Annotated in this window: 24 protein-coding genes; 12 read left to right on the top strand and 12 right to left on the bottom strand. The window is 73.5% G+C overall.

The features are described 5' to 3' along the window. Positions 1-132: 132 nt before the first annotated feature. The 4 genes from V2S66_RS15245 to V2S66_RS15230 are packed head-to-tail and all read left to right on the top strand — an operon-like array spanning position 133 to position 4,191. On the top strand, positions 133-2,718 hold the full coding sequence (locus V2S66_RS15245; RefSeq protein WP_330795607.1) for a sensor histidine kinase: 2,586 nt from the start codon (positions 133-135) through the stop codon (positions 2,716-2,718). Continuing rightward, a complete protein-coding gene (locus V2S66_RS15240; RefSeq protein ID WP_330795604.1) occupies positions 2,715-3,206 on the top strand; it encodes a roadblock/LC7 domain-containing protein in 492 nt (163 codons plus the stop codon). Before V2S66_RS15245 ends, V2S66_RS15240 begins: the two co-directional genes overlap by 4 nt. Then, positions 3,203-3,613 carry a DUF742 domain-containing protein gene (locus tag V2S66_RS15235; protein WP_330795602.1) on the top strand — a complete coding sequence of 137 codons (411 nt, stop codon included), beginning with the start codon at positions 3,203-3,205 and terminating at the stop codon, positions 3,611-3,613. The genes V2S66_RS15240 and V2S66_RS15235 overlap by 4 nt, the downstream gene beginning before the upstream one ends. Positions 3,614-3,663: 50 nt before the next feature. Further along, complete coding sequence (locus V2S66_RS15230) at positions 3,664-4,191, top strand: GTP-binding protein (protein WP_330795770.1); 528 nt, start codon at positions 3,664-3,666, stop codon at positions 4,189-4,191. A 107-nt stretch (positions 4,192-4,298) separates the two neighbouring features. Here the strand turns inward: V2S66_RS15230 and V2S66_RS15225 are convergent, their stop codons facing one another. From V2S66_RS15225 to V2S66_RS15215, 3 genes are read right to left on the bottom strand one after another with little or no spacing between them, the layout of a single operon-like run. Then, positions 4,299-4,970 (bottom strand): ABC transporter permease, encoded by a 672-nt coding sequence (locus tag V2S66_RS15225; protein ID WP_330795600.1) that lies wholly within the window; start codon positions 4,968-4,970, stop codon positions 4,299-4,301. After that, a complete protein-coding gene (locus V2S66_RS15220) occupies positions 4,967-5,710 on the bottom strand; it encodes an ABC transporter permease (RefSeq protein ID WP_330795598.1) in 744 nt (247 codons plus the stop codon). The genes V2S66_RS15225 and V2S66_RS15220 overlap by 4 nt, the downstream gene beginning before the upstream one ends. After that, positions 5,707-6,870 carry an ABC transporter ATP-binding protein gene (locus V2S66_RS15215; RefSeq protein WP_330795596.1) on the bottom strand — a complete coding sequence of 388 codons (1,164 nt, stop codon included), beginning with the start codon at positions 6,868-6,870 and terminating at the stop codon, positions 5,707-5,709. The genes V2S66_RS15220 and V2S66_RS15215 overlap by 4 nt, the downstream gene beginning before the upstream one ends. 198 nt (positions 6,871-7,068) lie before the next feature. Here V2S66_RS15215 and V2S66_RS15210 point away from each other — a divergent pair, with 198 nt between their 5' ends. Beyond that, positions 7,069-7,797: a type 1 glutamine amidotransferase gene (locus tag V2S66_RS15210; protein WP_330795595.1), complete on the top strand. Its 729-nt coding sequence runs from the start codon at positions 7,069-7,071 to the stop codon at positions 7,795-7,797. Between the two features lie 7 nt (positions 7,798-7,804). Here the strand turns inward: V2S66_RS15210 and V2S66_RS15205 are convergent, their stop codons facing one another. The 3 genes from V2S66_RS15205 to V2S66_RS15195 form a co-directional block, all read right to left on the bottom strand. Beyond that, complete coding sequence (locus tag V2S66_RS15205; RefSeq protein ID WP_330795593.1) at positions 7,805-8,452, bottom strand: FMN-dependent NADH-azoreductase; 648 nt, start codon at positions 8,450-8,452, stop codon at positions 7,805-7,807. Positions 8,453-8,575: 123 nt separating this feature from the next. Then, positions 8,576-9,109, bottom strand: a complete 534-nt coding sequence (locus tag V2S66_RS15200; protein WP_330795591.1) for a MarR family winged helix-turn-helix transcriptional regulator — start codon at positions 9,107-9,109, stop codon at positions 8,576-8,578. A gap of 41 nt (positions 9,110-9,150) precedes the next feature. Further along, positions 9,151-9,720 carry a PadR family transcriptional regulator gene (locus V2S66_RS15195; RefSeq protein WP_330795590.1) on the bottom strand — a complete coding sequence of 190 codons (570 nt, stop codon included), beginning with the start codon at positions 9,718-9,720 and terminating at the stop codon, positions 9,151-9,153. 247 nt (positions 9,721-9,967) lie between these two features. Here V2S66_RS15195 and V2S66_RS15190 point away from each other — a divergent pair, with 247 nt between their 5' ends. Beyond that, the gene (locus V2S66_RS15190; protein WP_330795588.1) at positions 9,968-11,080 is read left to right on the top strand and encodes a ricin-type beta-trefoil lectin domain protein; all 1,113 of its coding nucleotides are present in this window, start codon (positions 9,968-9,970) and stop codon (positions 11,078-11,080) included. Between the two features lie 231 nt (positions 11,081-11,311). Beyond that, positions 11,312-13,207 carry a M1 family aminopeptidase gene (locus V2S66_RS15185; protein WP_330795586.1) on the top strand — a complete coding sequence of 632 codons (1,896 nt, stop codon included), beginning with the start codon at positions 11,312-11,314 and terminating at the stop codon, positions 13,205-13,207. Positions 13,208-13,402: 195 nt separating this feature from the next. On the opposite strand, the gene V2S66_RS15180 is transcribed toward V2S66_RS15185, so the two are convergent. Beyond that, positions 13,403-13,948 carry a hypothetical protein gene (locus V2S66_RS15180; RefSeq protein ID WP_330795584.1) on the bottom strand — a complete coding sequence of 182 codons (546 nt, stop codon included), beginning with the start codon at positions 13,946-13,948 and terminating at the stop codon, positions 13,403-13,405. A gap of 203 nt (positions 13,949-14,151) precedes the next feature. Here V2S66_RS15180 and V2S66_RS15175 point away from each other — a divergent pair, with 203 nt between their 5' ends. Beyond that, a complete protein-coding gene (locus tag V2S66_RS15175; RefSeq protein ID WP_330795582.1) occupies positions 14,152-14,607 on the top strand; it encodes a DUF6281 family protein in 456 nt (151 codons plus the stop codon). 10 nt (positions 14,608-14,617) lie between these two features. Here V2S66_RS15175 and V2S66_RS15170 read toward each other — a convergent pair whose 3' ends face one another. Continuing rightward, positions 14,618-15,766 carry a Gfo/Idh/MocA family protein gene (locus tag V2S66_RS15170; protein ID WP_330795581.1) on the bottom strand — a complete coding sequence of 383 codons (1,149 nt, stop codon included), beginning with the start codon at positions 15,764-15,766 and terminating at the stop codon, positions 14,618-14,620. Between the two features lie 289 nt (positions 15,767-16,055). On the opposite strand from V2S66_RS15170, the gene V2S66_RS15165 reads away from it, so the two are divergent. After that, complete coding sequence (locus tag V2S66_RS15165) at positions 16,056-17,063, top strand: helix-turn-helix transcriptional regulator (protein ID WP_330795579.1); 1,008 nt, start codon at positions 16,056-16,058, stop codon at positions 17,061-17,063. Between the two features lie 143 nt (positions 17,064-17,206). Continuing rightward, positions 17,207-17,560: a hypothetical protein gene (locus tag V2S66_RS15160; protein WP_330795577.1), complete on the top strand. Its 354-nt coding sequence runs from the start codon at positions 17,207-17,209 to the stop codon at positions 17,558-17,560. Positions 17,561-17,766: 206 nt separating this feature from the next. On the opposite strand, the gene V2S66_RS15155 is transcribed toward V2S66_RS15160, so the two are convergent. The 3 genes from V2S66_RS15155 to V2S66_RS15145 all read right to left on the bottom strand — a co-directional run bounded on the left by V2S66_RS15155 (position 17,767) and on the right by V2S66_RS15145 (position 19,629). Then, entirely contained in the window at positions 17,767-17,928 is a 162-nt protein-coding gene (locus tag V2S66_RS15155) for a hypothetical protein (RefSeq protein ID WP_330795576.1), read from the bottom strand. A gap of 487 nt (positions 17,929-18,415) precedes the next feature. After that, positions 18,416-18,907: a glutathione peroxidase gene (locus V2S66_RS15150; RefSeq protein ID WP_330795574.1), complete on the bottom strand. Its 492-nt coding sequence runs from the start codon at positions 18,905-18,907 to the stop codon at positions 18,416-18,418. A gap of 68 nt (positions 18,908-18,975) precedes the next feature. Beyond that, positions 18,976-19,629, bottom strand: a complete 654-nt coding sequence (locus V2S66_RS15145; protein ID WP_330795573.1) for a pentapeptide repeat-containing protein — start codon at positions 19,627-19,629, stop codon at positions 18,976-18,978. Between the two features lie 164 nt (positions 19,630-19,793). Between V2S66_RS15145 and V2S66_RS15140 the strand changes: the two genes are divergently transcribed. Next, the gene (locus tag V2S66_RS15140; RefSeq protein WP_330795571.1) at positions 19,794-21,212 is read left to right on the top strand and encodes an FtsW/RodA/SpoVE family cell cycle protein; all 1,419 of its coding nucleotides are present in this window, start codon (positions 19,794-19,796) and stop codon (positions 21,210-21,212) included. Beyond that, positions 21,209-22,705 (top strand): penicillin-binding transpeptidase domain-containing protein, encoded by a 1,497-nt coding sequence (locus V2S66_RS15135; protein WP_330795569.1) that lies wholly within the window; start codon positions 21,209-21,211, stop codon positions 22,703-22,705. The genes V2S66_RS15140 and V2S66_RS15135 overlap by 4 nt, the downstream gene beginning before the upstream one ends. Here V2S66_RS15135 and V2S66_RS15130 read toward each other — a convergent pair. After that, positions 22,683-23,528 (bottom strand): polysaccharide deacetylase family protein, encoded by an 846-nt coding sequence (locus V2S66_RS15130; protein ID WP_330795567.1) that lies wholly within the window; start codon positions 23,526-23,528, stop codon positions 22,683-22,685. The two genes, V2S66_RS15135 and V2S66_RS15130, sit on opposite strands and share 23 nt — an antisense overlap. Positions 23,529-23,577: the final 49 nt, after the last annotated feature.

Raw genomic sequence — 23,577 nt, 5'->3', positions numbered from 1 at the left:
GTTTCTTGATGATGTGATCCGCTTGCGGTTGGTGAAAAGGCGGTACTCTCCGGGCAGTTGCCGACATCGTTCGGACAACGGCGGGGGGTGTCCGGTCACTTCTTTTCTGTGGCACGTCACGAGGAGTCCTGGATGTCCGTGCACGAGGTCGACGCGCCCGCACGCCCGGAAGCGGTCGTACCGCTTCCGCACGGTGGCCGCGGCGTCACGGAGCGCGGCGGCGACGGCGATCTGCCGCCCCGCGGCTTCGCCGACCGCTGGCCTTTCCGCCGCAAGCTGAACGTTCTGGTCGGCGTCCCCCTCGTGGTGGTCGCGCTGCTGCTCGCCTACGTCATCTCCGGCCTGGTCGGCCAGGCCCGCGACGCGGCGTCCGCGGCGACGCTGGTGCGCGACAGCCGGCAGGTCGCCGAGCTGGTGGACCGGGTCGAGACCGAGCACCAGCAGGCGCTGCTGCTGTCGGTGCGCTACGAGTCGGCGACCGCCGGCACCGGCGCCAAGCGCCCGTCGCTGAGCGCCTACCGGCAGGCGCAGGCCGCGGTGGACGCACAGGTCGGCCGGGTGCGCACGACGTTCGGCGGCCGGCTGCCGGAGGCCGAGGCGCAGATCCTGCGGGAGCTCAACGGCCTGGGCAGCCTGCGGTCCACCATCGAGCAGAGCTACCTGCCGGCGGACAACATCGACCCGACGTACACCGCGATGGTCGACGGCCTGATCGACGGGCTCGGCCTGGACGACGGCAGCACCCTGTCGACGACCAGGACCGGCGCCCTGCTGGACTCGCTGCTGCGCGCGGAGGCCGCCCACAGCGCCTTCGAGACCAGCGTGTTCTCCGCGCAGACCGCGGACGCCAACGCGCTGATCGAGTTCAACAACGCGGTCGGCTACGAGCAGCTGTACGCCTACCAGGTCACCCGGTTCGGCCGGTTCGGCACCGACGCGCAGCGATCGGAGCTGGGCGGCATCGAGCGCGGCGCCGCCTGGAACGCGATCAGCATGCAGTACGCGGGCCTGCAGATCGACCCCAGCGCGCTGGAGACCACCGACCCGGGCCGGGTCACGGGGGCCCTGAGCCACGCGCTGGCCGCGTACCCGGGCTACCGGCAGCAGGCGCAGAACCGGCTGGCCATCACCGGTGACCTGATCGGCCAGATCGCCGGCCGGGCCAGGACCGCGTCGAGCGACGCGTGGTGGCGGGCCGCCTGGCTGCTCGGCGCCACGCTGCTGGCCTTCGCCCTGTGGCTCGCCTTCTCGGTGGCGGTACGCCGCTCGGTGGTGCGGCCGGTGCAGGCGCTGACCGGGGCTGCGGCCGAGGTCGCGGAGGTGGCCGGGCGGGAGCTGGCCCGGGTCGCCGACGACGACGCGGCCGACGTGGGCCCGCCGCGGCTGCGGGAGGTGCCGGTCACCGCGCGCGACGAGATCGGCGACCTGGCGGAGGCGTTCAACCGCGTGCAGGGCAGCGCGGCCGCGCTGCTGGAGCGGCAGGTGCTCAGCCGGCGCAACGTCGCGGAGATGTTCGGCAACGTCGGCCGCCGGGTCAGCAACCTCACGGCACGCCAACTCGCCCTGATCGACGCGGTGGAACGCGGCGAGACCGACCCCGAGCTGCTCGACCGGCTGTACCGGATCGACCACCTCGCGGTCCGCCTGCAGCGCAACGCCGACAGCCTGATGCTGCTGGCCGGCATCCGCGAGGCCGGTCTCGACGCGGGACCGACCGAACTGACCAACGTGGTGCGGGCCGCGCTCGGCCAGATCGAGGGCTACCAGCGGGTCTCCCTGCACGCCGTCGCCGACGTCACGCTGGCGCCGGACATCGTTGCCGACCTGACCCTGATGCTCGCCGAGCTGCTGGAGAACGCGGTGGCGTTCTCCCCCGCGCACAGCCACGTCGAGGTATCGGTGCGCGAGGGCGCGGACGGCGCGGCGATCGAGATAGCGGACCACGGGCTCGGGATGAGCGCGGAGCGGCTGGCCGAGGAGAACGCGCGGCTGGTGCGGCGCGAGCGGCTCGACCTGGTGCCGACGAAGGTGCTCGGCCTGTTCGTGGTGGGCAGCCTGGCGCGGCGCTGGGGCATCCACGTCACGCTGACCCGCACCCCGGGCGGCGGCGTCACCAGCCGGGTGGTCATCCCGCCGACGCTGCTGCTGCTGATGAGCCCCTTCGCCGAGGCTCCTCCGGTGACGCCGCCGACCGCGCCCAGCGCGCCGTCCGGCCCGGTGCCCGGCGAGCCGGCGCCGCCGGACCCGGCCACCCCGCTCCCCCGCCGCGCCCGCAGCGAGCCGGGCCGCCCGGCGGCCGCGGAGCACGCACGGCCCGCGCTGCCGGCCGCGGCCGCGCCGGTGCGTCCGGCGCTGCCGGCGGCTCCGGCCGCGGGCGTGGCCACCGAGGGCCGCCGGCCCGCCTGGGCGGTCCTGCCGGAGCAGCCCGACCGGACCGACCACGCCGACCGTGCCGACCAGGACACCGAGGCCGCCCGGCCGCTGCGCCGGCGGGTCCGCGGCGCCACCCTGCACACGACGCTCGGCGAGAACGCGCCCGGCTCCGCGCCGCAGCGCCCGCGGGTCACCGACGCCGAGGAAGTACGTTCCAGCCTGGACGAGTTCGAGGCCGCCATCGCCCGCGCCCACCGCGACACCGCGGCGGACACCGGCGGCGGCCGCCGCGGTACCGACTCTCACGATCAGAACAACGCGCTTCAGGAAGGAGCGGAACAGTGACGACGCCGACAGGTGGGTCGCCGGCCGGGCCGGTCGACAGGGTGGCCGGGAGCGAGGACCTGCGGAGCGCCGCAGCGGACTTCACCTGGCTGCTGAATCGTTTCGCTACTGAGACGGCGGGCGTCGTGGACGCCATCGCGGTCTCCTCCGACGGGCTGCTGATCGCCGTCTCCGAACTGCGCGACGCCGCGGACTCGGAGCGGCTCGCGGCCATCGTCTCGGGCATCACCAGCCTGGCGGCGGGCGCCGCGGGCAACTACGGCCTGGGCGGCCTCAACAAGGTGATCATCGACCTGGAGGAAGGGCACGTGCTGGTCTCCGCGATCGGGGCCGGCGCCGTCCTGGGCGTGGTGGCCTCCAAGGAGGCGAAGCTCGGCAACATCGCGTACGAGATGACCGTCTTCGCCAACCGGGCGGGCGCCGCGCTCAGCCCCCAGCTCGTGCTGGAGCTGAAGAACAGCGTCGGCGCGCCGTCGCCGACCTGGTGAGCGAGGGTGCGGAACCGCCGGTCGGCCGCGCCTCGGCCGTGCGGCCGTTCCTGGTCACCGCCGGCCGGGTCGCCGGCGCGGACCGGGACGTCGCGGGCGCGGGGCCGCCGATGCCGGTCGAGACCCAGGTCGTGGCGACCGCCGCGGGCCTGGCCGTGCTCGACCGGCTGCCGTTCGAACGGCACGACATCGTGGCCGCCTCCCGACAGCCGCAGTCGCTCGCCGAGATCGCGGCGAAGCTGCGGCTGCACCTCAACGTGGTCAGGGTGCTCGCCGAGGACCTCAGGTCCAGCGGGCACCTGTCGGTGTACGTGCCCCACGCCGACACCGCCCAGGACGTCTCCGTACTGCGAAGGGTTATCGATGGTCTCCGCACCATCCCCGACTCCCGGGGGAACACGCCGTGACGCAAACTGACCCCCTTCCCGAGCGCGTCGCGCCGCCGCTGCCGGTCAAGATGGTGATCGCGGGCGGCTTCGGGGTGGGCAAGACCACCACGGTCGGGGCCATCTCCGAGATCGAGCCGCTGACCACCGAGGCGGCGATCACCACCGTCGCCGCGGGTGTCGACGACCTCACGCACACCCCGCGCAAGACCACCACGACGGTGGCGATGGACTTCGGCTGCATCACCATCGACCCGACGCTGAAGCTCTACCTGTTCGGCACGCCCGGCCAGGAGCGGTTCGGGTTCATGTGGGACGACCTGGTGCAGGGCGCGCTCGGCGGGCTGGTGATCGTGGACACCCGCCGGCTCGACGACTGCTACGGCGCGGTGGACTACTTCGAGCACCGGCAGATCCCGTTCGCCGTCGCCGTCAACGCCTTCGACGGCCGGATCGAGCACGACCTGGACGAGGTCCGCTGGGCGCTGGACGTCACCGACGGCGTCCCGGTGATCGCCTTCGACGCACGCGAGCGCGGTTCGGTGCGGGACGCGCTGCTGGTCGTGCTGGAGCTGGCGCTGGCCCGCGCGGTGCGCTGAGCCCCGCAGCACCGCCCAGGACCGGGCCGGACCGTACGGCCGGGCCGTCTCGTACGGCCCGGCGGTACGGTCACCGCGGTGCGGTCACGGCCCTTGCGGCTGCGGCCCTAGCGGCTGCGGCGGACGCCCGGGGACACCACCAGGCGCTCCACCAGCCAGAACAGCGCGATGGTGACCAGCGCCAGGCCGGCGACGAGCGTCGCGCCGCCGACCACCTTGGTGTAGGTGTGCTGGGCCAGGCCGTCGATGATGTAGCGGCCGAGGCCGCCGACGCTGACGTACGCCGCGATGGTCGCGGTGGAGACCACCTGGATGGCCGCCGACCGCAGGCCGCTGAAGATCAGCGGCAGCGCGACCGGCAGCTCCACCTGGAAGAGGACGCTCATCGGGTGCATGCCCATGCCGCGGGCCGCGTCGACCGGCGCCGGGTCCACGCTCCTGATCGCCTCGAACGTGGTGACCAGGATCGGCGCGACGGCGAGCGCCACCAGCGGGATCATCGCGGGGGTGGTGCCGATCCGGTGCAGCCAGACCGTCATCAGCACCAGCAGGCCGAAGCTGGGCAGCGCGCGGGCCGCGGTGGAGAAGGCGGCGAGGATGTAGCCGCCGCGCCCGGTGTGGCCGGTGAACAGGCCGATGGGCAGCGCGATGGCGGCGGAGATGCCGAGCGCGATCAGGCACACCTGGATGTGCTCGAGCATGCGGTGCGGGATGCCGCCGGAACCGTGCCAGTTGGCGCCGTCGGAGAAGAAGTCGGTGACGAAGTGCAGGACGTTCATCGGACGGCGTCCTCCAGGGCGGCCGGGCCGGCGGACGCGGCCGCCCCCGCGCCGGGGTCGGGTTCCTGCGCCGCGGACCGGACCCGGCGGGCGCCCTTGCGGCCGCGCGGCGCCCACGGCGTGAGCAGCACCTGCACCAGCACGAGCAGCCCGTCCATCACGATGGCGAGCAGCGCAGTGGTGACGACGGACGTCACGATGAGCGGCGTGCGGTGGTAGAACAGGCCGTCGGCCAGCAGGTTGCCGAGGGCGCCCTGGTTGCCGATCAGCGTGCCGACGCTGACCAGGCTGATGCTGGAGACCACGGCCAGCCGCAGGCCCGCGATGATCGCCGGGACCGCGATGGGCAGCTCCACCTGGAGGAAGCGGCGCAGCGGGCCGAAGCCCATGGCGGTGGCCGCGGCGAGCGTCTCCTGCGGCACCGCGCGGGTGCCGTCCACGATGGCCGGCACCAGCAGCACCAGGCTGTAGACGGTCAGCGGGATCATCACCGTGGTCTCGGTGGCGCCGGTGTAGTCGATCAGGACGACGAAGAAGGCCAGCGACGGGATCGCGTACAGCACCGTGGTCACCCACAGCACCGGCGGGTAGAGCCACTTGAAGCGGGCGCACAGCTGGCCCAGCGGCAGCGCCACGACCAGCCCGAACAGCACCGGCAGCAGCGCCTCCTTCAGGTGGACGCCGATCAGCCCGGTGTAGGAGTGCTGGAGGTCGCTGGGGATGTCGAAGTACGCGCTCACGTGGCCGCCTTCGCCAGACCCGTGCCGCGCGCCGCTTGCTGCCGCTCGCGTTCGGCGTGGGCGCTGCGGATCGCCGCGCCGATGGTCTCCTGCGAGGTGACGCCGACCACCCGGCCGCTGCCGTCCACCGCGACCGCCCAGCCGGTGGGCGACAGGACCGCGCAGTCCAGCGCGTCCCGCAGCGACTCCCGGCCGAACTCGAAGGGGCGCCCGTACGGCTGGAGCGCGGCGCGGTCCAGGGCGGCGCCGCCGCCCGCGAGCGCCTTGCGGTCCGCCCAGCCGAGCGGCTTGCCGTCGGTGTCGGTGACCAGCAGGAAGGGCGTCGAGGCGGCCTCGGGGCGCTCGGCGACCTGGGCGGCGGTCGCGTCGACGGCGACCACCGGCGCGGTGGTCAGTTCGAGCCCCGCCGAGGTGAAGAAGGACAGCCGGCGGATGCCGCGGTCGGTGCCGAGGAAGTCCTCGACGAAGGCGTCCGCGGGGTGCGAGAGCAGCTCGTCCGGCGGTGCGAACTGGGCGAGCCTGCCGCCGGTGCGCAGCACCGCGACCATGTTGCCGATCTTGATCGCCTCGTCGATGTCGTGCGTGACGAAGACGATGGTCTTGCCCAGCTCGGCCTGGATGCGCAGCAGTTCGGCCTGGAGGCCCTTGCGCACGATCGGGTCGACGGCGGAGAACGGCTCGTCCATCAGCAGCACCGGCGGATCGGCGGCCAGCGCCCTCGCCACACCCACGCGCTGCTGCTGCCCGCCGGACAGCTGATACGGGTAGCGCCTGGCCAGGCCCGCGTCGAGGCCGACCCGCTCCATCAGCTCCATCGCGCGCTTGCGGGCCCTCGCCTTGTCCCAGCCGAGCATCCGCGGCACGGTCGCGACGTTGTCCACGATGGTGCGGTGCTGGAACAGGCCGGCGTTCTGGATCACGTAACCCATCGACCGGCGCAGGGTGTTGACCGGCTGCGCCTGGACGTCCTGCCCGTCGAGCAGGATCCTGCCCTCGCTGGGCTCCACCATCCGGTTGATCATCCGCAGGGTGGTGGTCTTTCCGCAGCCGGACGGTCCCACCAGCACGGTGATCGAACCGTCGGGGATGTCCAGCGACAACTGGTCGACCGCCACGGTGCCGTCGGGATACCGCTTGGTGACTGACTCTATCCGTATCAAGATCCTGGGTCCCCTTCGGGATGGGGCAAGTCGTGGAGGAGAGCCTATCCCGCGGCGACCGGCACGAGCCGGGTGGCCGAAACGCGGCGGGTCCGTGTTCACACAACCGCAATGTCGCCCCCGCGCCGGGCCCGTGCCGAGGGGCGGGGATCATGGGTCGACGGTGCGTACCGGCAGACGGCGATGGGTGGAGCAGCGATGACGACGACGGCCGCGGCGACGGCTCTGGTGGTGCAGAACACGCCGGGCGGCGGCCCCGGGCGCTGGGCGGGCTGGCTGCGCGAGGCCGGCCTCGCGCTCGACGTGGTGGCCGCGTACGAGGACCCGGCGGCGCTGCCGGAGCGCCTCACCCACCAGGCGCTGCTGGTGCTCGGCGGCGGCTACCTGCCCGACGAGGACGCCCGCGCGCCGTGGCTGGCGCGGACCCGCGACCTGACGCGGCAGGCGCTGGACGCGGGCGTGCCGGTGTTCGGGATATGCCTCGGCGGGCAGTTGCTCGCGCACGTCGCCGGCGGCGAGGTGCGCGGGCGTTACGGGCGGCCGGAGTTCGGCAGCACGCCGCTGCGGCTGCGCGCGGAGGCGGCGGACGATCCGCTGTTCGGCGGGCTGCCCGAGGCGCCGCGCGCGATGGAGAACCATGTCGACGCGATCGTCCGGCTGCCGCCGGGAGCGCGGTGGCTCGCGGAGTCCGAGCGCTGTCCGCACCAGGCGTTCCGGGTCGACGGCGCGCCCGCGTGGGGCGTGCAGTTCCATCCGGAGGCGGCGGCCGACCGCATTCAGCGGTGGGATGCCGAGCGGTTGGCGGGGTACGGCGAAGACCGCGCGGTCCTCCACCGCGCGGCCCTCGCGGACGAGGCCGCCTCCGTCCCCACGTGGCGGCGACTCGCCCACGCGTTCGCCCTGCAGGCGACCTCCCGGGCCGCCTGAGCGCGGGTCAGACGGCGGCCGGGGCGGGAGCCCACAGGGCGTCGATGGAGCGCTCGGCCGCGGCGAGGCTCTGCTCGGCGAGGGGGATCAGCTCGGCCATCGCCGGCACCGACTTCGCCAGCGTCAGCTCCGCGGTGATGAAGCGGGGTTCGAGGCCCACCATGGTGAGGCCGTGCGGCAGCCAGCCCTGCGCGTGGTCCCAGCCCTCGCGCGGGGTGCCCTCGCCGTAGCCGCCGCCGCGGGTGGCGATGACGACGAACTCGCGCCCGCCGAGCAGCCCGGCCCCGGCCTCGGGGTCGTAGGCGATGCCGGGGGCGATCAGGTGGTCGACCCAGGACTTGACGGAGCTGGGGGCGCCGAAGTTGTAGAGGGGCAGGCCGAGCAGCACCGCGTCGGCCTCCTTGATCTCGGCGACGAGCTGCTCGCTCAGCGCCCAGGACGCGGCCTGGGCCGGGGTGTGCTGGTCCGCCGGGAGCATGCGGGCGAGGCCGCCCTCGGCGTCGACGTGCGGCAGCGGCTCGCGCCCGAGGTCGCGGTACGTCACGGTGCCGCCGGGGTGCGCCGCAAGCCAGCGCTCGGCGGCCCGCGCGGTGAGCTTGCGGCTCACCGAGTTGTCCCCCTGGATGCTCGAGTCGATGTGCAGCAGCTGAGGCATCGTAAATCCTTCACAGATAGCTTGTGCTCCGTCAATCATTTATAGCACGGCATTCGTGAAGGGGACACAAAGAAGCCCGCCCCCAGGTCAGGGGGCGGGCGGCGCCACGCGGCGACAGCAGGACTACGGTGCGTGCACCGGGGGCGGGGACCCGTAGGAGTCCTCGACGCACGGCTCGGCGGCCGCCGCCGCGCACGCCTCGACGGGGTCGGGCTCGCCGCAGGGCGTGCTGGAGGCCAGCTGCAGCAGCCGGAAGAGCGCCTCGCGCTGCTCCGGGTCGAGGGCGCCCAGCACCTCGTCCTCCGCCGCGGCGAGCGCCGCCTCCGCGCGGGCGAGCTTCTCCGCGCCGCTCGCGGTCAGTTCGACGAGGTGCCGCCTGCGGTCCTGCGGGGAGCGGCGGCGCTCGATCAGGGCGTCGGCCTCCAGCTCGTTGAGCAGTCCGACGACGTTCGTGCCGTCCATCATGAGGGTGCCGGCCAGCGCCTGCTGCGTGCTGCCGCCGGACCCGCGGAGCACGGTGAGCGCGACGAGGTGGCGCGGCCGCAGCCCGAGCGGTGCGAGCACGCTCTCGGCGTGCATGCGCATCCGCCGCGCGAGGTGGTCGAGGAGCGCGCCCGAACGGTGCACCGGCTGCTCGATGACGGGAGGCGTCTCCATGAAGGCAGAGTTTACGCCGATACGAACAAAGCGTCGCAGGCTCAGCCTTCGGCGCCGTCCCCTTCGGCCCCGCCGAAGTCCTCGCTCGCCATCGGATCGGTCTCCCGCGCCCAGCGGGCCCACTCGGCGAGCGCGTCGTTGACGCGGACGGCCGCCTCGAGGGCGATCCGCTGGGCGCGGGCGCGGGGGGCGGCGCCCCCCTCGCCGCGGTCCTTGGCGCCGGCGTAGGACCGCAGGGACCGCGCCGACTGCTCGAACCGCGCCTGCTCCTCGCGCAGCCGGCGGGCCAGGTCCTCGGGCTCCATCAGCCAGAAGAAGAAGGAGCGCAGCAGCGGCTCCATGCGGAAGCTGTGGTCGACCTCGTCCTCGGCGAGCCAGCGGCGCACCTCGACCAGGCCGGCGTCGGTGATGCGGTAGGCGGTGCGGCGGCGCGGCCCGTGGCTGTCGACCTCGATGAGGCCGGCGGTGGCCAGCCGGGACAGCTCGGAGTAGATCTGCGGGTGCTGCGCGGGCCACACCGAGTGCAGGCCCTCCTGGAAGCGGCGGGCCAGGTCGTAGCCGCTGGCCGGGCCTTCTGCCAGCAGGCCGAGCAGGGCATGGCGCAGCGACATCGGCACGCTCCTCTGCGGCGGCGTTCGGGAGCTGTCCATGGTGTCACACCGTGGGCCACGGAAATTCTTGACATGTCGAGATGTACATGTGCCATGTGCACATATACGGCCGTACAGGGTCCGACCCGAGGGGGCTACTGGGACCGGAGGAGCCGGTGGGATTGACAGGTAACTGTCAGGAGGGTTTCCTGTCAGTCCCCCACACCGCCGCTTCGGAAGAGGTGAGCACATGTTGTTCCGTACACGCTTGCGCCTAGGTCTGACCGCTCTGGGAGTCGCCGTCGCCACGATCGCCGCGGCCGCGACGGCCGGCGCGTCGAACTCGGCGGCCGCGCCCGCCGTGGTCGCCGCGGCCGGGCCGACGGCGGCCCAGCTGCTGGCCAAGACCTCGTCGTGCGGCGCCGCGTCGAACGGCAAGTACGCCACCGACGACGGCGGCGCGGCCACCGTGTCGATCTGCAAGAACGGTTCCGCCTACTTCTGGACGTCCGACATGGACATCGACTGCGACGGCGTCACCACCTCGCACTGCAGCCCCTCCACCGATCCCTGGTACCAGGCGCAGACCTCCTTCAACACCTCCACCGGCGCGTACTTCACCTCGGACGTGACCCGCTACTTCGTCATCCCGCTGCCCAGCAGCCGCTTCGACTACCGGTCCGCCGGCATCTCCCCCGGCAGCGTCGCCGCCGTCGTCTACAACGGCAGGGTCGCCTACGCGGTCTTCGCCGACGAGGGCCCCGACGACATCATCGGCGAGGGCTCGTACGCCCTGGCCACCGCGCTCGGCATCGACCCCGACCCCGACACCGGCGGCACCGAAGGACCGGTGACCTTCGTCGTCTTCCCCGGCAAGGTGCCGAACCCGGTCGAGAACAACACGACCATCGACGCGGTCGGCTCGGCCGCGGCGACCACCTGGGTCGGCGCCTCCGGCACCACCGGCGGCACCACCGGAGGCACCACCCCGCCGCCGGCCGGCGGCGGGCAGATCGTCGGCTACGGCGGCAAGTGCGTGGACGTGGCCGGCGCGAGCAGCACCAACGGCGCCGCCGTCCAGCTCTACGGCTGCAACGGCACCACCGCGCAGACCTGGAGCGCCGGCTCCGACGGGACGCTGCGCGCGCTCGGCAAGTGCATGGACGTGACCTCCGCCGGCACCGCCAACGGCGCGAAGGTCCAGCTGTACGACTGCAACGGCACCGCGGCGCAGCACTGGACGCACACCGGCGCCGCCCTGGTCAACGCCGGCTCCGGCAAGTGCCTGGACGCCACCGGTCCCAGCTCGGCGGACGGCACCCGGCTGCAGATCTGGTCCTGCACCGGAGCGGCCAACCAGTCCTGGACGCTGGCCTCCTGACGCGGGGACCGGGCACCTGACGCGGCCCCGGACACGCGGCGGCCCCCACCCCCGGGGGCCACCGCACCGCTCGTCGGACCCCCGCGGCCGCGGCGGCGTAGGGATTTCCCTATGCGTGGACTGTGAGGGTTTCCCGGCGGCGGCCGGTGGCGGACACTGCGGAGGTCTGTCCGCACTCCCCCCACCGCGTGCGGCACCAGCTGCCGCCGCGTGCCTCCACGAGAGGATCCGATGAGACGCAGACTGCTCTCCCTGATCGCGGCGACCGGTACCGCCGGCCTCGCCGTGACCGCCGCCGTCGCGGGCGCCGCACACGCCGCCCCGCCCGCGACGACGGCAGCGGCGCACGCCGCGGCCGCCTGCACGCCCGCACAGATCGTGGGCAACGGCGGTTTCGAGAACGGCACCACGCCCTGGACCAGTTCCAGCGGGGTGATCACCACCGGCGGCGGCCAGAGCGCCCACACCGGTTCGCGGTTCGCCTGGCTGAACGGCTACGGGTCGACCCACACCGACACCCTGTCGCAGTCGGTCGCCGTGCCCGCCGGGTGCAGCACCGCCACGCTCACCGTGTGGCTGCACGTCGACACCGCGGAGACCACCACCTCCACGGCGTACGACAAGCTCACCGCGAAGCTCGGCGCCACCACGCTCGCCACCTACAGCAACCTCGACGCCGGCTCGGGGTACGTCCAGCGCACCTACGACGTCTCGGCGTTCGTCGGGCAGACGGCGACGCTCGCCTTCACCGGCACCGAGGACTCCGGGCTGCAGACCAGCTTCGTGATCGACGACGTGGCGCTGAACACCTCGGGCGACGGCGGCCCGACGACGCCGCCGACCACCCCGCCCACCACGCCGCCCGCGGACTCCACCAGGACCCCGGCGTCGCCCGCGTACACCGTGAACCTGACCAGCGACGCCACCGGCGCGACCTGGAACGGCCACGAGAGCGTGACCTTCACCAACGCCTCCGCGTCCCCGCTGAACGACGTCTACCTGCGGCTGTGGGACAACTACCACGGCTCCTGCCCGACGACGCCGATCACCGTCACCGCCGTCACCGGCGGCACCGCCTCCGCGCTGTCGGTCGGCTGCACGGCGATGGACGTGACGCTGCCCGCGCCGCTGCAGCAGGGCCAGAGCGGCACGATCGGCTTCGACCTGAAGATCGCGGTGCCCAGCGGCGCCGACCGGTTCGGCCGGGACGGCGCCTTCTCCTTCATCGGCAACGCGCTGCCGGTGCTGGCGATCCGCGACGCCGCCGGCTGGCACCTGGACCCGTACACCAACAACGGCGAGGCCTTCTACTCGCTGGCCGCGGACTTCCGGGTGACCCTCGACCACCCGACGAGCCTGCTGGTGCCGGCGACCGGCACCTCGGTGGACACCCCGGGCGCCTCGGGCCGGACCGTCACCACCGCGACCGCCACCAAGGTGCGCGACTTCGCCTGGGCGGCGGGCGCCTTCAGCAAGGTCTCCGGCACCTCGCCGGGCGGCGTGAAGGTCAACGTCTACGCGGTGAGCGGGATATCCACCTCCAGCGCCCAGTCCATGCTGAGCACCTCGGAGTCCGCGGTGGACGCGCACGGGCAGCGCTTCGGCGCCTACCCGTACGGCGAGGTCGACGCCGTGCTCGACAACAACTTCTGGTTCGGCGGCATGGAGTACCCCGGCTTCGTGCTGGACCTGGTGGACAGCAACGCGCTCACCCACGAGCTGGCCCACCAGTGGTGGTACGGCATCGTCGGCGACGACGAGTACAACAACCCCTGGCTGGACGAGGCGTTCGCCGACTACTCGACCGACCTGGCCGAGGGCAAGACCGGCACCGGCTGCTGGAACAGCGTGTCCTGGGCGTCCTCGGCCGAGAAGATCACCAACTCGATGGCCTACTGGGACGCGCACTCCTCGCGCTACTCCACCGTGGTCTACGGCTACGGCAAGTGCGCGCTGCACGACCTGCGGCGGCTCATCGGTGACAGCGCGATGACCACGCTGCTGCGCGGCTACGCGCAGGGCCACTGGTACGGGGTCTCCACGACCGCGGAGTTCAAGGCGGCCGCGCAGGCGGCCACCAGCACCGACCTGACGTCCTTCTGGACCCAGCACCGGATCGACGGCTGACCCGGGCCTGTCGGGTGGATCCGCGCGGCGACGCGACGCCGCGGAGATCCACTTCGGACAGGCAGGCGTGGTGGCGGGCCGCGGGTCCGCACGCGAGACAGGCCCTGGCCGCACCGGCGGATACCGGTGCGGCCAGGGCCTGTCGGGTGGTGCGGGTCGGGCCGAGCGGGGCGGGACCGCGTCCCCGCGGGGGTGTCAGTGGCCGAACAGGTGGCGGGCGTGCCGGCGGTGGGTCGTCCCACTGCCGTTCTCGCCGCCGTCGTCGACCGTGGCGCCGCTCTCCGCGGTCGCCATGTCCCGCTCGTGGTCGTGGTCCCGGTCGGCCACCAGGTCCCCTTCGTGGGTGGCCGCGACGTCCCGTTCGCGGTCGGCGGCCAGTTCGCCCCTGCCCGCGGCCGCGTCGTCCTCGTCAGCGGCCACGTGCTCGGCGTGGATGCGGTCGAGCCGGGCCGCCAGCTCGTCGCGCTCCCGGGCGGTGGCGTCCGCGTCCCGCCGGGCGGTCCGCAGCTTGCGGCCGCGGCGGCGCTGCATCGCCGTCCCGGCCAGGGTCATCAGCACGCTCAGGCAGAAGATCAGGGCGAGCGCGAGGCCCGCACAGAAGATCTCCACCCCGTTCATGGTCGCGATGTGGTGCCCGAGCACGGTCACGTCGTGCTCGGCCCCGCCTCCGAAATTGTCGGATATGACGAGCCCGACGAACGCGGCGGTGCAGACCAGGAGCAGCAGTCCCAGGATCAGCATGGCGTTCACCTCCGATAGTGCGCTGCTGTGTGCTCGGCTACCCCCGGTACGCACCGGCACGCACCCGGTCTCGCCGGGCCCGCCGCGCCCGCCGCGGGTCCGGAACCGGAAACCGGGCGGCGCCGTCCAACCGCCGGCCGGGAAGGACCGCGGGAAAGCGCGGCGCCGAACGGGCGACGGGGTACGGGGAACGGGGAGGGCGTATGAGGTCACCACGAAGGGCACGGCCGGGGCCGCGGGCGGGGCGAACCGCCGTACGCCGGGGGGGCGTCGGCCTCGCCGCGCTGCTCGCGCTGACGGCGCCGCTCGCCGGCTGCACGTCGTCGGGGTCCGCGGGCGGCGGCGACGCGGACTGCGCGTGGGTGCTCTCCTATGACGCGCACACCTACGTCCCGCTGCCGGGCCAGGGCGCCCCGCGGCACTGGCGGCACTCGGGCGCGCGGCTCGGCACCGGCGCGCTGCCCGGCTGCGACGAGGGCCGCGGCAAGGACCCGGACCAGCAGGTCGCCGTCTACCGGCTGGCCGGGGTGGACCCGGGCCAGGCGGTCATCACGCAGGACGACGAGATCGGCGTCCGCGACCCGCGCCAGGTGCCCGACGCCCTGCGGCCCGCCGCGCCCGCCGGCGCCACGGCCGCGGCCGGCGCCCCGGCCGGGTAGCGCCCCGCCGTCAGCTCAGCCGCAGTGCGGCCTCACGGACCGCGGCGGCGTCACGGCGGACCTCGGCGAGGCCCGGCAGCGGCGGGCCGCCCGCGGTCAGCTGGGCGGCCCAGGCGAGCAGTTGGCGGCGGAACCCGGTGTGGCCGGGCTCGGCGGTGCGCGTCTCGCGGGCGCCGAGCCCGGTCGCCGGGTCCCAGCTGTCGACGTGCAGCGTCGCGCTCTCGTCCCTGGCGTAGGGGGAGGGCAGGGTGAGGGTGGCCACCGAGTCCTCCGCGGTGAACTCCAGCACCTCGCGGTAGCGGCGGTGTCCCGGCAGCCGCTGGTGGGCGACGTCGACGGCCAGCCGCCGGGACGGCCGCCAGCGGCATCCGACCGAGTCGCCGTCCGCCCACTGCTCGGCGTGCAGCAGCCGGCCCTCCAGCGCGAGCCCGCTGCCCGCGAGCACCGCGTGCACCAGGTTGACCTGGTGGATCAGCGAGCCGCCGAGCCCGCGGGCGTACGCCTCCCGCTGCACCGCGTCCGCCCGCGGGCCGAGCGCCCTGGCCAGCGCGGCCTCGGCGGGCGGCGGTTGCGGCCCGAACGGCGGCGGGTCGTACGGCAGCAGGTGCGCGACCTGGTGCGGCGCGTTGGGGTCGTGGATGTCGACGGTGAGCCGGCGGCCGCGCGCCAGCCGGGCCCGGCAGTGCGCGACGAAGAGCGCGACGACCGGGTCGTGGCGCTTCATGTACCCGGCGGCGACCGGGACCGCGGCCGCCCGCTCGGCCGCGATCAGCTCGTCGATCTCGGCGGGGTCGAGCGAGACGGGCTTCTCGCACAGCACCGGGAGCCCGCGCGCCAGGCACTCGCCGACCACCGCGCGGTGCGTCCACCAGGGCGTGCAGACCAGCGCGGCACGCGCCCCCGCCCGTACCGCCTCGTCCAGGTCCGCGGCGTGCACGGCGTCGGGGAAACCCGCGGCGCGGACCGCGGCCGACCGCACCGGGTCGCCCTCGACCACGGCGGCGAGCCGGACCGCACCCGGCAGGTCGCGGATCTCGCGCAGGTGCGCGGCGTGCGCGACCTTGCCGGCGCCCACCAGTACCACCGGCAGCGGCCCGCCGCCCGGCGCGGGACGGGCGTGCGCCGGGGGCGCGCCGGCCGGCTCGTGCGACGTCGTCATGCGCTGCTCCCCTCCCGGCTCTGGCTTCTCCAGCCCTCATGATCGATTATGGACCAGGGAGAGCGGGCACGAATGGGGAGTCCCGTACCGAGAAACCAAGATGAACGCCACGGCACATTGGCACCTTCGGGACGGATGCGCCCTGAAGGGACTCGCCCGGCATTGAAGAAGCGCAGGCGCCGACTCGACTGCTGGCATGTGCCAGAACCGTTGCTAAAGTCGTTTCCGGCGCGGTCGTGAGACCGCACACGGACCCGGGTCCGCGACGCGGTGACGAAAGGGGGAAGCCGTGGCCAGTGTTGCTCGCAGCGGTGGGGCGGATGCGGCGGATGCCGGGCTCGCGCTCTACCAGGCGCTGCGCGCCAGCGGATCGACCGCGCCGGAGAAGGCCGTGGCAGGACTGGGCCTGACCGAGTCGGAGGCCGCGGCCGGCTGGGCGGAGCTGGAGGAACTGGGGCTGATACGGCCGGGCCGGGTGCCCGAGGAGATCGTGCCGGTGGAGCCGGACACCGCGCTGATCGGGCTGCTCGCCCGGCAGCGGGAGGCGCTGCGGGTCCAGCGCGAGGAGCTGGCGACGATCGTCGAGGCGGCCGAGTCGCTGATGGACCGCTACCGCCCCGCGGTGCTGCGCGAGACCGCGGAGATCGAGGTCGAACTCATCACCCGGGACGACCGCCGCCGGCAGTTCGTGCAGGATTTCGACGCGACGGTCACCGAGTCCATCGGCTCCATGCATCCGGGTCCGCTGCCGCCGAGTGAAATTCTCTCGGGCGCCCTGGAAGAGGACAAGAGACTCATCGGCCGTGGAATTCGCGTGCGCTCCATTTACAGCCAGAGCATTAATTCCGCACCGCGTCAGCGTAAATACCTCTCGGATCTCTCGACCATCGGCGTGGAAGTCCGGCTGGCCACCCACGTGCCGTTCGATCTGCTGATCGCCGACTCGCACAGCGCACTGGTTCTGGCCAATCCCGAGGACCCGGCGGGACCCGCCGTGGTGGTCCGCGGGCCGGCGCTGGTCCGCTCCTACGTGGCGCTGTACGAGGACTGCTGGCTGCGCTCGGTGCCGTACTCCGCCAAGGCCGCCGGGAGCTTCGACACCGACGGCGAGTTGACCGAACAGCATCGCACGACGATGCGACTTCTGGCCAACGGGCTGACAGATGAGCGAATCGCGCGCAAACTAGGGGTCTCACTGCGCACTGTGAGTCGCCTGGTGTCTGAGATCATGCGATACCTCCAGGCGGACAGTCGCTTCCAGGCGGGCGTTCTCGCCTCCGCACACGGGCTGATTTGACGTTCGCATTTACGCCATGGCGCGTACGCGCAGTACCGGAGCCTGGCGTTCTACTGTCTGATTTTGCCACCATTGGCGGAGTTACGTGTGGCTGCATACCCTCGCGAGCGCACTACCCCTTCTCAGTCCCACTAAGGATTTCGATGTCGCGTATCCGGCACACGACGCACGTGTCCGCTGTCGCCGCGCTGGTTCTGATCCTGTCATCAGCAGCCGGAGCGACCGCAGCCATCGCGGACGACGACCCGTCCGCATCCCCCGCCGCCTCTGCCACCACCGCGGTCGCCGACGACGCGATAGCGCCGGCCGTATGGTTCCCGGCCACCACGCCGCACGCGACCCCCTCGGTCTGGTTCCCGACCGCCGCCGCAACCGAAGGCTCTCCGGGGGTGTGGTTCCCGGGCATTGCGACCGCCTCGCCGGCCGTCTGGTTCCCGAGCGCCGCTTACACGCCGACCGACGTCCCGACCGCGGGCTCGCCGGAGATCTCCGCGTGACTCGGGGGACGTGAAGCGAACTCCTATTCCGCTCTTCCGCTGTACGGCCCGTGATGATTCGCGGGCCGTACAGCGTTTTTGTGGGGGGAACTCGTGGGTGAGTCGCACAGCGGAAGTGAGCGGGCAGGCAGGCCCGGTGAGTTGGGGCCCGGTGAGGTGGGGCCGAGCCGAGTGGGGGGAGTGGGGACGGAGGGGGTGCGGGCCGGTCAGGCGCCGCAGTGGCCGACGGCGAGTCGGTCCTGGGAGCCCCGGCTGACCGCCATGGCCCGCCGGAGCAGTGCGTCGATCTCCGTCGCCGCGTCGTCGGCGGCCGGGTGTACGGCCAGCCAGCCGAGGTGGCGGCGGAGGAAAGCTGCGAGGGCCGGCACCGTCCGTAGGGGGAGACGGACGGTGCGGCCCTCGACTATCAGATCGGCCCAGGAGGCGAGAGTGCCTCGAATAGCGGCGCGCGCTTCGACAGCCGGCCCGTTCAGGGGGATGCCGGGCCGGTCGATGCCGGTCACTCGGTCGCCGGAGTCCGGCGCCGGTACGAGCGCAACCTCCAACTCGCCGTATACCCGGGGAAGCAAGGCGAGTTGCCGATCCAACCGCTCCTGGCAAGGAACGCACAGGGCAGGGTCCGTGTCGACACAGAGGTGTCCGCTACGGAACTCGATCTCCTGCACTGCCGCTGTCCCTTCCTCGCTTGGTGCGGTAATGAGAGCTTCGCAGCGGCGGGTGACCCCGACAATGTCCACCGACCGGCCGGTACCTGCCATGGCGCATTCGCGCATCTAGTGGGGGCCGTCCGGCTCGCTCCCGGGAACGAACCGCAGGTCACAGGGGGTCACCGGGGTCACATATGCCCCGTGTCGGTCAGTTCGGGAGGCGGGCCTCGATCGCCGAGGTGACCTCGTCGGACTCCGGCAGGACGCGCGGGCGGAACCGGCCGGCGACCGTGCCCTCGGCGTCGACCAGGAACTTCTCGAAGTTCCAGGTGATGTCCCCGGCCTCCCCCTCGGCGTCGGGGGCCTGGGTCAGCTCGGCGTAGAGCGGGTGCCGGTCCGGGCCGTTGACGTCGACCTTCTCGACCATCGGGAAGGTGACGCCGTAGGTGGTGGAGCAGAAGGTCTGGATCTCCTCGGCGCTGCCGGGCTCCTGGCCGCCGAACTGGTTGCAGGGCACGCCCAGCACTGTGAAGCCGCGGTCGGCGTAGCGCTGCTGGAGCCGCTCCAGCCCCTCGTACTGCGGGGTGAGGCCGCACCGGGAGGCGACGTTCACCACGAGCACGGCCTTGCCGCGGTGGTCGGCCAGCGAGGTGGCCTTGCCGTCGAGGGTGGTCAGCGGGATGTCGTAGAGGGTGCTCACAAGGCTCTCCTGGAGGGCGCGGCGAAAGGGGCGGGGACGGGACGGGAAAGGGGGGTGCGGGCTGGCGCTCAGCCGTCCTGGACGAGGATGCCGAGGGTCGCCGCCAGGTGCGGGGCGAGGTCGAGCAGCTGGGTGGGGCTGACGACGGCGCCGCGCAGGCTGTCGTACCCGTCGGCGAGGTCGATGGCCACCGCGCCGCGCAGGTCGGTCTTCTTCAGCGCCGCGCGGCCGAACCTGGCCCGCTCCAGCCGGCTGCCCGGGAAGGCCACCCGGTCCAGCGCGGCCTCCCCGAAGTCGACGTCGCGCAGCACGCAGTCCTCGAAGACCACCTCGTGCAGCGCGGCCGTGCGCAGGTTCACCGAGTCGAGCTTGCAGCGGCGGAAGACCACCCGGCGCAGGATCGCGCCGAACGCCTCGACGCCGGCCAGCGAGCAGCCGATCAGCGCCGAGTCCAGCCAGTCGGTGTCGGCGAGCGAGACGCCGGTCAGCCGGGTGCCCGACGCCCACACGTCGTTGAACCGGGCGCGGCGCAGCCCCGTCCCGGAGAAGACGCAGTCGGTGACCGCGGACTCCAGGAAGCGCGAGCCGCCGGCCGCGTCGTCCTCGAAGGCCAGCCGGTCGAAGTGGACCGTGTCGTAGTCCCCTTCGACGGCCAGCGGGCCGCTGTGCGGCCGCAGCAGACCGGCGTACGGCAGGTCGGCGAGTTCGTCCGGAGTGGTCACACAGTCAGCCTACGTCGGGCCTGTGACACGCGTCCCCGGCCCCCGGCCCGGCCGCCGCAGCGGGCGCCGCGGCGCCGTGCGGCGCGTCCACCAGAGGCACGGAGCGCCCTCGGAAACCCGTCCTTCACGGACATAACGGCCTTGCGTTGCTAGCGTTGCGGCCCATGACGGCACCGTCGGCGACCGCCCCGCCCGCACCTCCCCCGGCCCCGGCGGCCGAGCGGCCCGCCCGGCGCGGCGTCGAGCTGTCGCTGATCGTCGCCGCCGTGCTGATCTCGATGGCCGGCTACGCGCAGGTGGGCCTCGCCAAGGACGGCGCGGTCCCGCCCGGCACCGTCGGGTACGGCGCCGGGCTCGCCGGGCTCGCGCTGATCGCGCACGTGGCGGTGCGCGCCCGCGCCGCGTACGCCGACCCGCTGCTGCTGCCGATCGCGGTGCTGCTCAACGGGATCGGCCTGGTGCTGATCTACCGGCTCGACCTCGAACCCTCCCTCGGCGCGCGGGCGGCGCCCGCGCAGCTGGTCTGGTCGGCGACCGGCGTGGCGCTGTTCACCGTGGTGGTGCTGGCGCTGCGCGACCACCGGGTGCTGGCCAGGTACGCGTATCTGAGCGTGACCGCGGCGCTCGCGCTGCTGGTGGTGCCGATCTTCTTCCCGGCGGTGAACGGCGCCAGGATCTGGGTGCGGTTGGCCGGCCTGTCCCTCCAGCCGGGCGAGTTCGCCAAGGTGCTGCTCGCGGTCTTCTTCGCCGGCTACCTGTCGGCGAACCGCGCCGCGCTGGCCTACGCGGGCCGCCGGGTGCCGTGGCTGCGCCGGCTCCAGCTGCCGACCGGCCGGGTGCTCGGCCCGGTGCTGGCGATCTGGCTGGCCAGCGTCGGCGTGCTGGTGCTGGAGCGCGACCTGGGCACCTCGCTGCTGTTCTTCTGCCTGTTCGTGGTGATGCTGTACGTGGCGACCGGGCGCACCGGCTGGATCGCGGTGGGGCTGCTGCTGGCGGCCGCGGGCGCGATGGCCGCGGGGTCGCTGGAGCCGCACGTGCACACCCGGGTCGAGGACTGGCTGCACCCCTTCGGCACCATCGACGCCGGGCTCGGCCCCAACCAGCTGGCGCAGTCGCTGTTCTCCTTCGCCGGCGGCGGCGTGCTCGGCGCCGGCCTCGGCCAGGGCTACTCGTACACCATCGGCTTCGCCGCCAAGTCGGACTTCGTGCTGGCCACCGCGGGCGAGGAGCTGGGCCTGGCCGGGCTGTGCGTGCTGCTGCTGCTCTACGCGCTGCTGGTGGACCGGGGGTTCAGGGCGGGACTGGCGCTGCGGGACCCGTTCGGCCGGCTGCTGGTGACCGGGCTCGCGTCGATCCTGGCGCTCCAGGTGTTCGTGATCACCGGCGGGGTGATGGACCTGATCCCGCTGACCGGTATGGCGATGCCGTTCCTCGCGCAGGGCGGCTCCTCGGTGGTCGCCAACTGGATCATCGTGGCGGTGCTGATCAGGGCGAGCGACCGGGCCCGCCGCCCGGAGCCCGACCCGGCGCCGCCGGAGCCGCCCGAGCCCAGCGAGCAGCCGTCAGAGAGCAGGACCGTGTGAACCGCTGCATCCGGCACTCCGCCGCCTTCTGCTTCCTGCTGCTGCTCGCGCTGCTCGTCAACGCCTTCCGCGTCCAGGTGGTCAGAGCGGGCGCGTTCGACGCCGATCCGGCCAACCGGCGGATCGCGGTGGCCCGCTTCCACGACCCGCGCGGCGACATCCTCGTCGGCGAGCGGCGCGTCACCGGATCGCACGCCACCGGCGGCCAGTTGCGGTTCGAACGCACCTACGCCGACGGCCCGCTGTACGCGCCGGTGACCGGCTTGTCCTCGCAGACCTACGGCACCACGCTGCTGGAGGGCACCGAGGACGCGGTGCTGGCGGGCAGCGACCCGAAGCTCGCCTCCAAGCCGCTGTGGAACGAGCTGACCCGGGCCCGGCAGCGCGGCGGCGACGTCCACACCACCGTCGACGCGGGGGCGCAGCGGGCCGCGTTCGACGGGCTGGACGGGCGCAGGGGCGCGGTGGCGGCGCTCGACCCGGCGACCGGCCGGATTCTGGCGCTGGTCAGCTCGCCGTCGTACGACCCCGGGATGCTCTCGGGCGCCGGGCCGTCCGCCGGGCAGGCGTGGACCGCGCTGACCTCGGCGGCCGACCAGCCGATGCTGGACCGGGCGATCCGGCAGACCTACCCGCCGGGTTCGACGTTCAAGGTGGTGACCGCGGCGGCCGCGCTGGAGGCCGGCCGGGTCACGGACCTGCACGCGCGCACCGACTCCCCCGACCCGTACACCCTGCCGGGCACCACGGTGGGGCTGAGCAACGAGTCGCGCGGCTGCGCCGACGCGAGCGTCTACGACGCCTTCCGGATCTCCTGCAACACCGTCTTCGCCAAGCTCGGCGCGGACCTCGGCTCGGACGCGGTGGTGGCGCAGGCGGAGCGGTTCGGCTTCAACGACAGCCGGCTGCGGGTCCCGCCGCGGGTGGCGACCAGCTCCATCGACACCGGGATGAGCCGGGACCGCACCGCGCTGTCGTCGATCGGCCAGTACGACACCACCGCGACGCCGCTGCAGATGGCGATGGTCGCCGCGGCGGTCGGCGACGGCGGCCGGCTGATGACGCCGTACCTGGTCGACCGGGTCACCAACCACAGCGGGGTGACCGTCTCGACCACCCGGCCCAAGGCGCTGCGGCAGGCGGTGAGCGCGCGCACCGCGCGGCAGTTGCAGCAGCTGATGGAGGCGGTGGTGACCCGCGGCACCGGCGGCAACGCGGCGATCCCCGGGGTGGCGGTGGGCGGCAAGACCGGCACCGCACAGCACGGCGCCGCCAACAAGGGCACGCCGTACGCCTGGTTCATCAGCTACGCCCGCCGGCCGGGCGCCGCGCACGCGGCGGTCGCGGTGGCGGTGGTGGTGGAGGACGCGGAGGCCGACCGCGCGGACATCTCCGGCGGCGGCAACGCGGCGCCGATCGCCCGGTCGGTGATGGAGGCGGTGCTCGGGTCGCCGGCGCCGGCGGCGGCCTTCAGTCCACCTTCGGGAAACTGAACGCGTAGCCCTGCTGCCTGAGCCACGTCAGCGACTCGCCCAGGGCCTTGACGGTCTGCGTGCGGTTGCCGCCGCCGTCGTGGAAGAGGATCGTCGGGCCGTTGTGGATCTCGTCCTTGAGGGTGCCCAGGATGACGGGCACACCGGGCCGGTCGAAGTCCTTGGTGTCGATGTTCCAGCCGAGCGGGCGCATGCCGTGCTGCGCGGCCAGGGCGCGGCTCGGCGGGGTGAAGGCGCCGCCGGGCGCGCGGTAGTAGTAGACGCGGGCGCCGCCGGAGGCCTGCTCGATCATCGACAGCGCGTCCATGATCTCGGACTTCTGGTAGGCGAACGGCTTGTGGTCCATCGTCGTGTCGTGGTGCACGGTGTGGTCGCACAGCCGGTGGCCCTGCGCGACGACCTGCTTCACCAGGTCGGGGTGGGCCCTGGCCTGCGGGCCGATCATGCAGAAGGTGGCGTGCACGTGGTGCTGCCTGAGCACCTGGAGGACCTTCGGGGTCCACACCGGGTCGGGGCCGTCGTCGATGGTGATGTTGACCGCCGGGCCCGCCGCCTCGGTGGCGTGCTGGATCGAGTCCGGCACCGGGGCCACGGTCGGGGCGGTCGGGCGTATCGGCGGGTGCGATCCGGTGGTCGTGGCGCCGGCGCCGCTCGCGGGCCGGCCGCTGACGGCCGGCGCGCCGGCCCCGGACCTCCCGCCGGAGCCCGGCGCCAGCAGCGCCGAGGCGACCGACGCGATGACCACCACCAGCGCGGCCAGGCTCACCGCCACCCACTGAGGTGCCGCCTTGACCCGTGCGAGGGTGCCCCGCTGTTCCGTCATGTGTGTCCCCGCCTGACTGTGTCGTCGCTCGCGCTTGTCGCGCGGCCCG

Source organism: Actinacidiphila polyblastidii (assembly GCF_036353415.1).
Lineage (GTDB): Bacteria > Actinomycetota > Actinomycetes > Streptomycetales > Streptomycetaceae > Actinacidiphila > Actinacidiphila polyblastidii.
This window is presented reverse-complemented; position numbering and strand designations above follow the sequence as displayed.

What these genes read in the sequence shown, in the direction of transcription:
- V2S66_RS15170 (WP_330795581.1), bottom strand. Translation starts at nt 15,766, where the DNA reads ATGACGACGTCGCACGAGCCGGCCGGCGCGCCCCCGGCGCACGCCCGT.
- V2S66_RS15185 (WP_330795586.1), top strand. Translation starts at nt 11,312, where the DNA reads ATGAGACGCAGACTGCTCTCCCTGATCGCGGCGACCGGTACCGCCGGC.
- V2S66_RS15200 (WP_330795591.1), bottom strand. Translation starts at nt 9,109, where the DNA reads ATGGAGACGCCTCCCGTCATCGAGCAGCCGGTGCACCGTTCGGGCGCG.
- V2S66_RS15160 (WP_330795577.1), top strand. Translation starts at nt 17,207, where the DNA reads ATGTCGCGTATCCGGCACACGACGCACGTGTCCGCTGTCGCCGCGCTG.
- V2S66_RS15140 (WP_330795571.1), top strand. Translation starts at nt 19,794, where the DNA reads ATGACGGCACCGTCGGCGACCGCCCCGCCCGCACCTCCCCCGGCCCCG.
- V2S66_RS15225 (WP_330795600.1), bottom strand. Translation starts at nt 4,970, where the DNA reads ATGAACGTCCTGCACTTCGTCACCGACTTCTTCTCCGACGGCGCCAAC.
- V2S66_RS15210 (WP_330795595.1), top strand. Translation starts at nt 7,069, where the DNA reads ATGACGACGACGGCCGCGGCGACGGCTCTGGTGGTGCAGAACACGCCG.
- V2S66_RS15130 (WP_330795567.1), bottom strand. Translation starts at nt 23,528, where the DNA reads ATGACGGAACAGCGGGGCACCCTCGCACGGGTCAAGGCGGCACCTCAG.
- V2S66_RS15180 (WP_330795584.1), bottom strand. Translation starts at nt 13,948, where the DNA reads ATGCTGATCCTGGGACTGCTGCTCCTGGTCTGCACCGCCGCGTTCGTC.
- V2S66_RS15175 (WP_330795582.1), top strand. Translation starts at nt 14,152, where the DNA reads ATGAGGTCACCACGAAGGGCACGGCCGGGGCCGCGGGCGGGGCGAACC.
- V2S66_RS15195 (WP_330795590.1), bottom strand. Translation starts at nt 9,720, where the DNA reads ATGTCGCTGCGCCATGCCCTGCTCGGCCTGCTGGCAGAAGGCCCGGCC.
- V2S66_RS15230 (WP_330795770.1), top strand. Translation starts at nt 3,664, where the DNA reads ATGGTGATCGCGGGCGGCTTCGGGGTGGGCAAGACCACCACGGTCGGG.
- V2S66_RS15205 (WP_330795593.1), bottom strand. Translation starts at nt 8,452, where the DNA reads ATGCCTCAGCTGCTGCACATCGACTCGAGCATCCAGGGGGACAACTCG.
- V2S66_RS15245 (WP_330795607.1), top strand. Translation starts at nt 133, where the DNA reads ATGTCCGTGCACGAGGTCGACGCGCCCGCACGCCCGGAAGCGGTCGTA.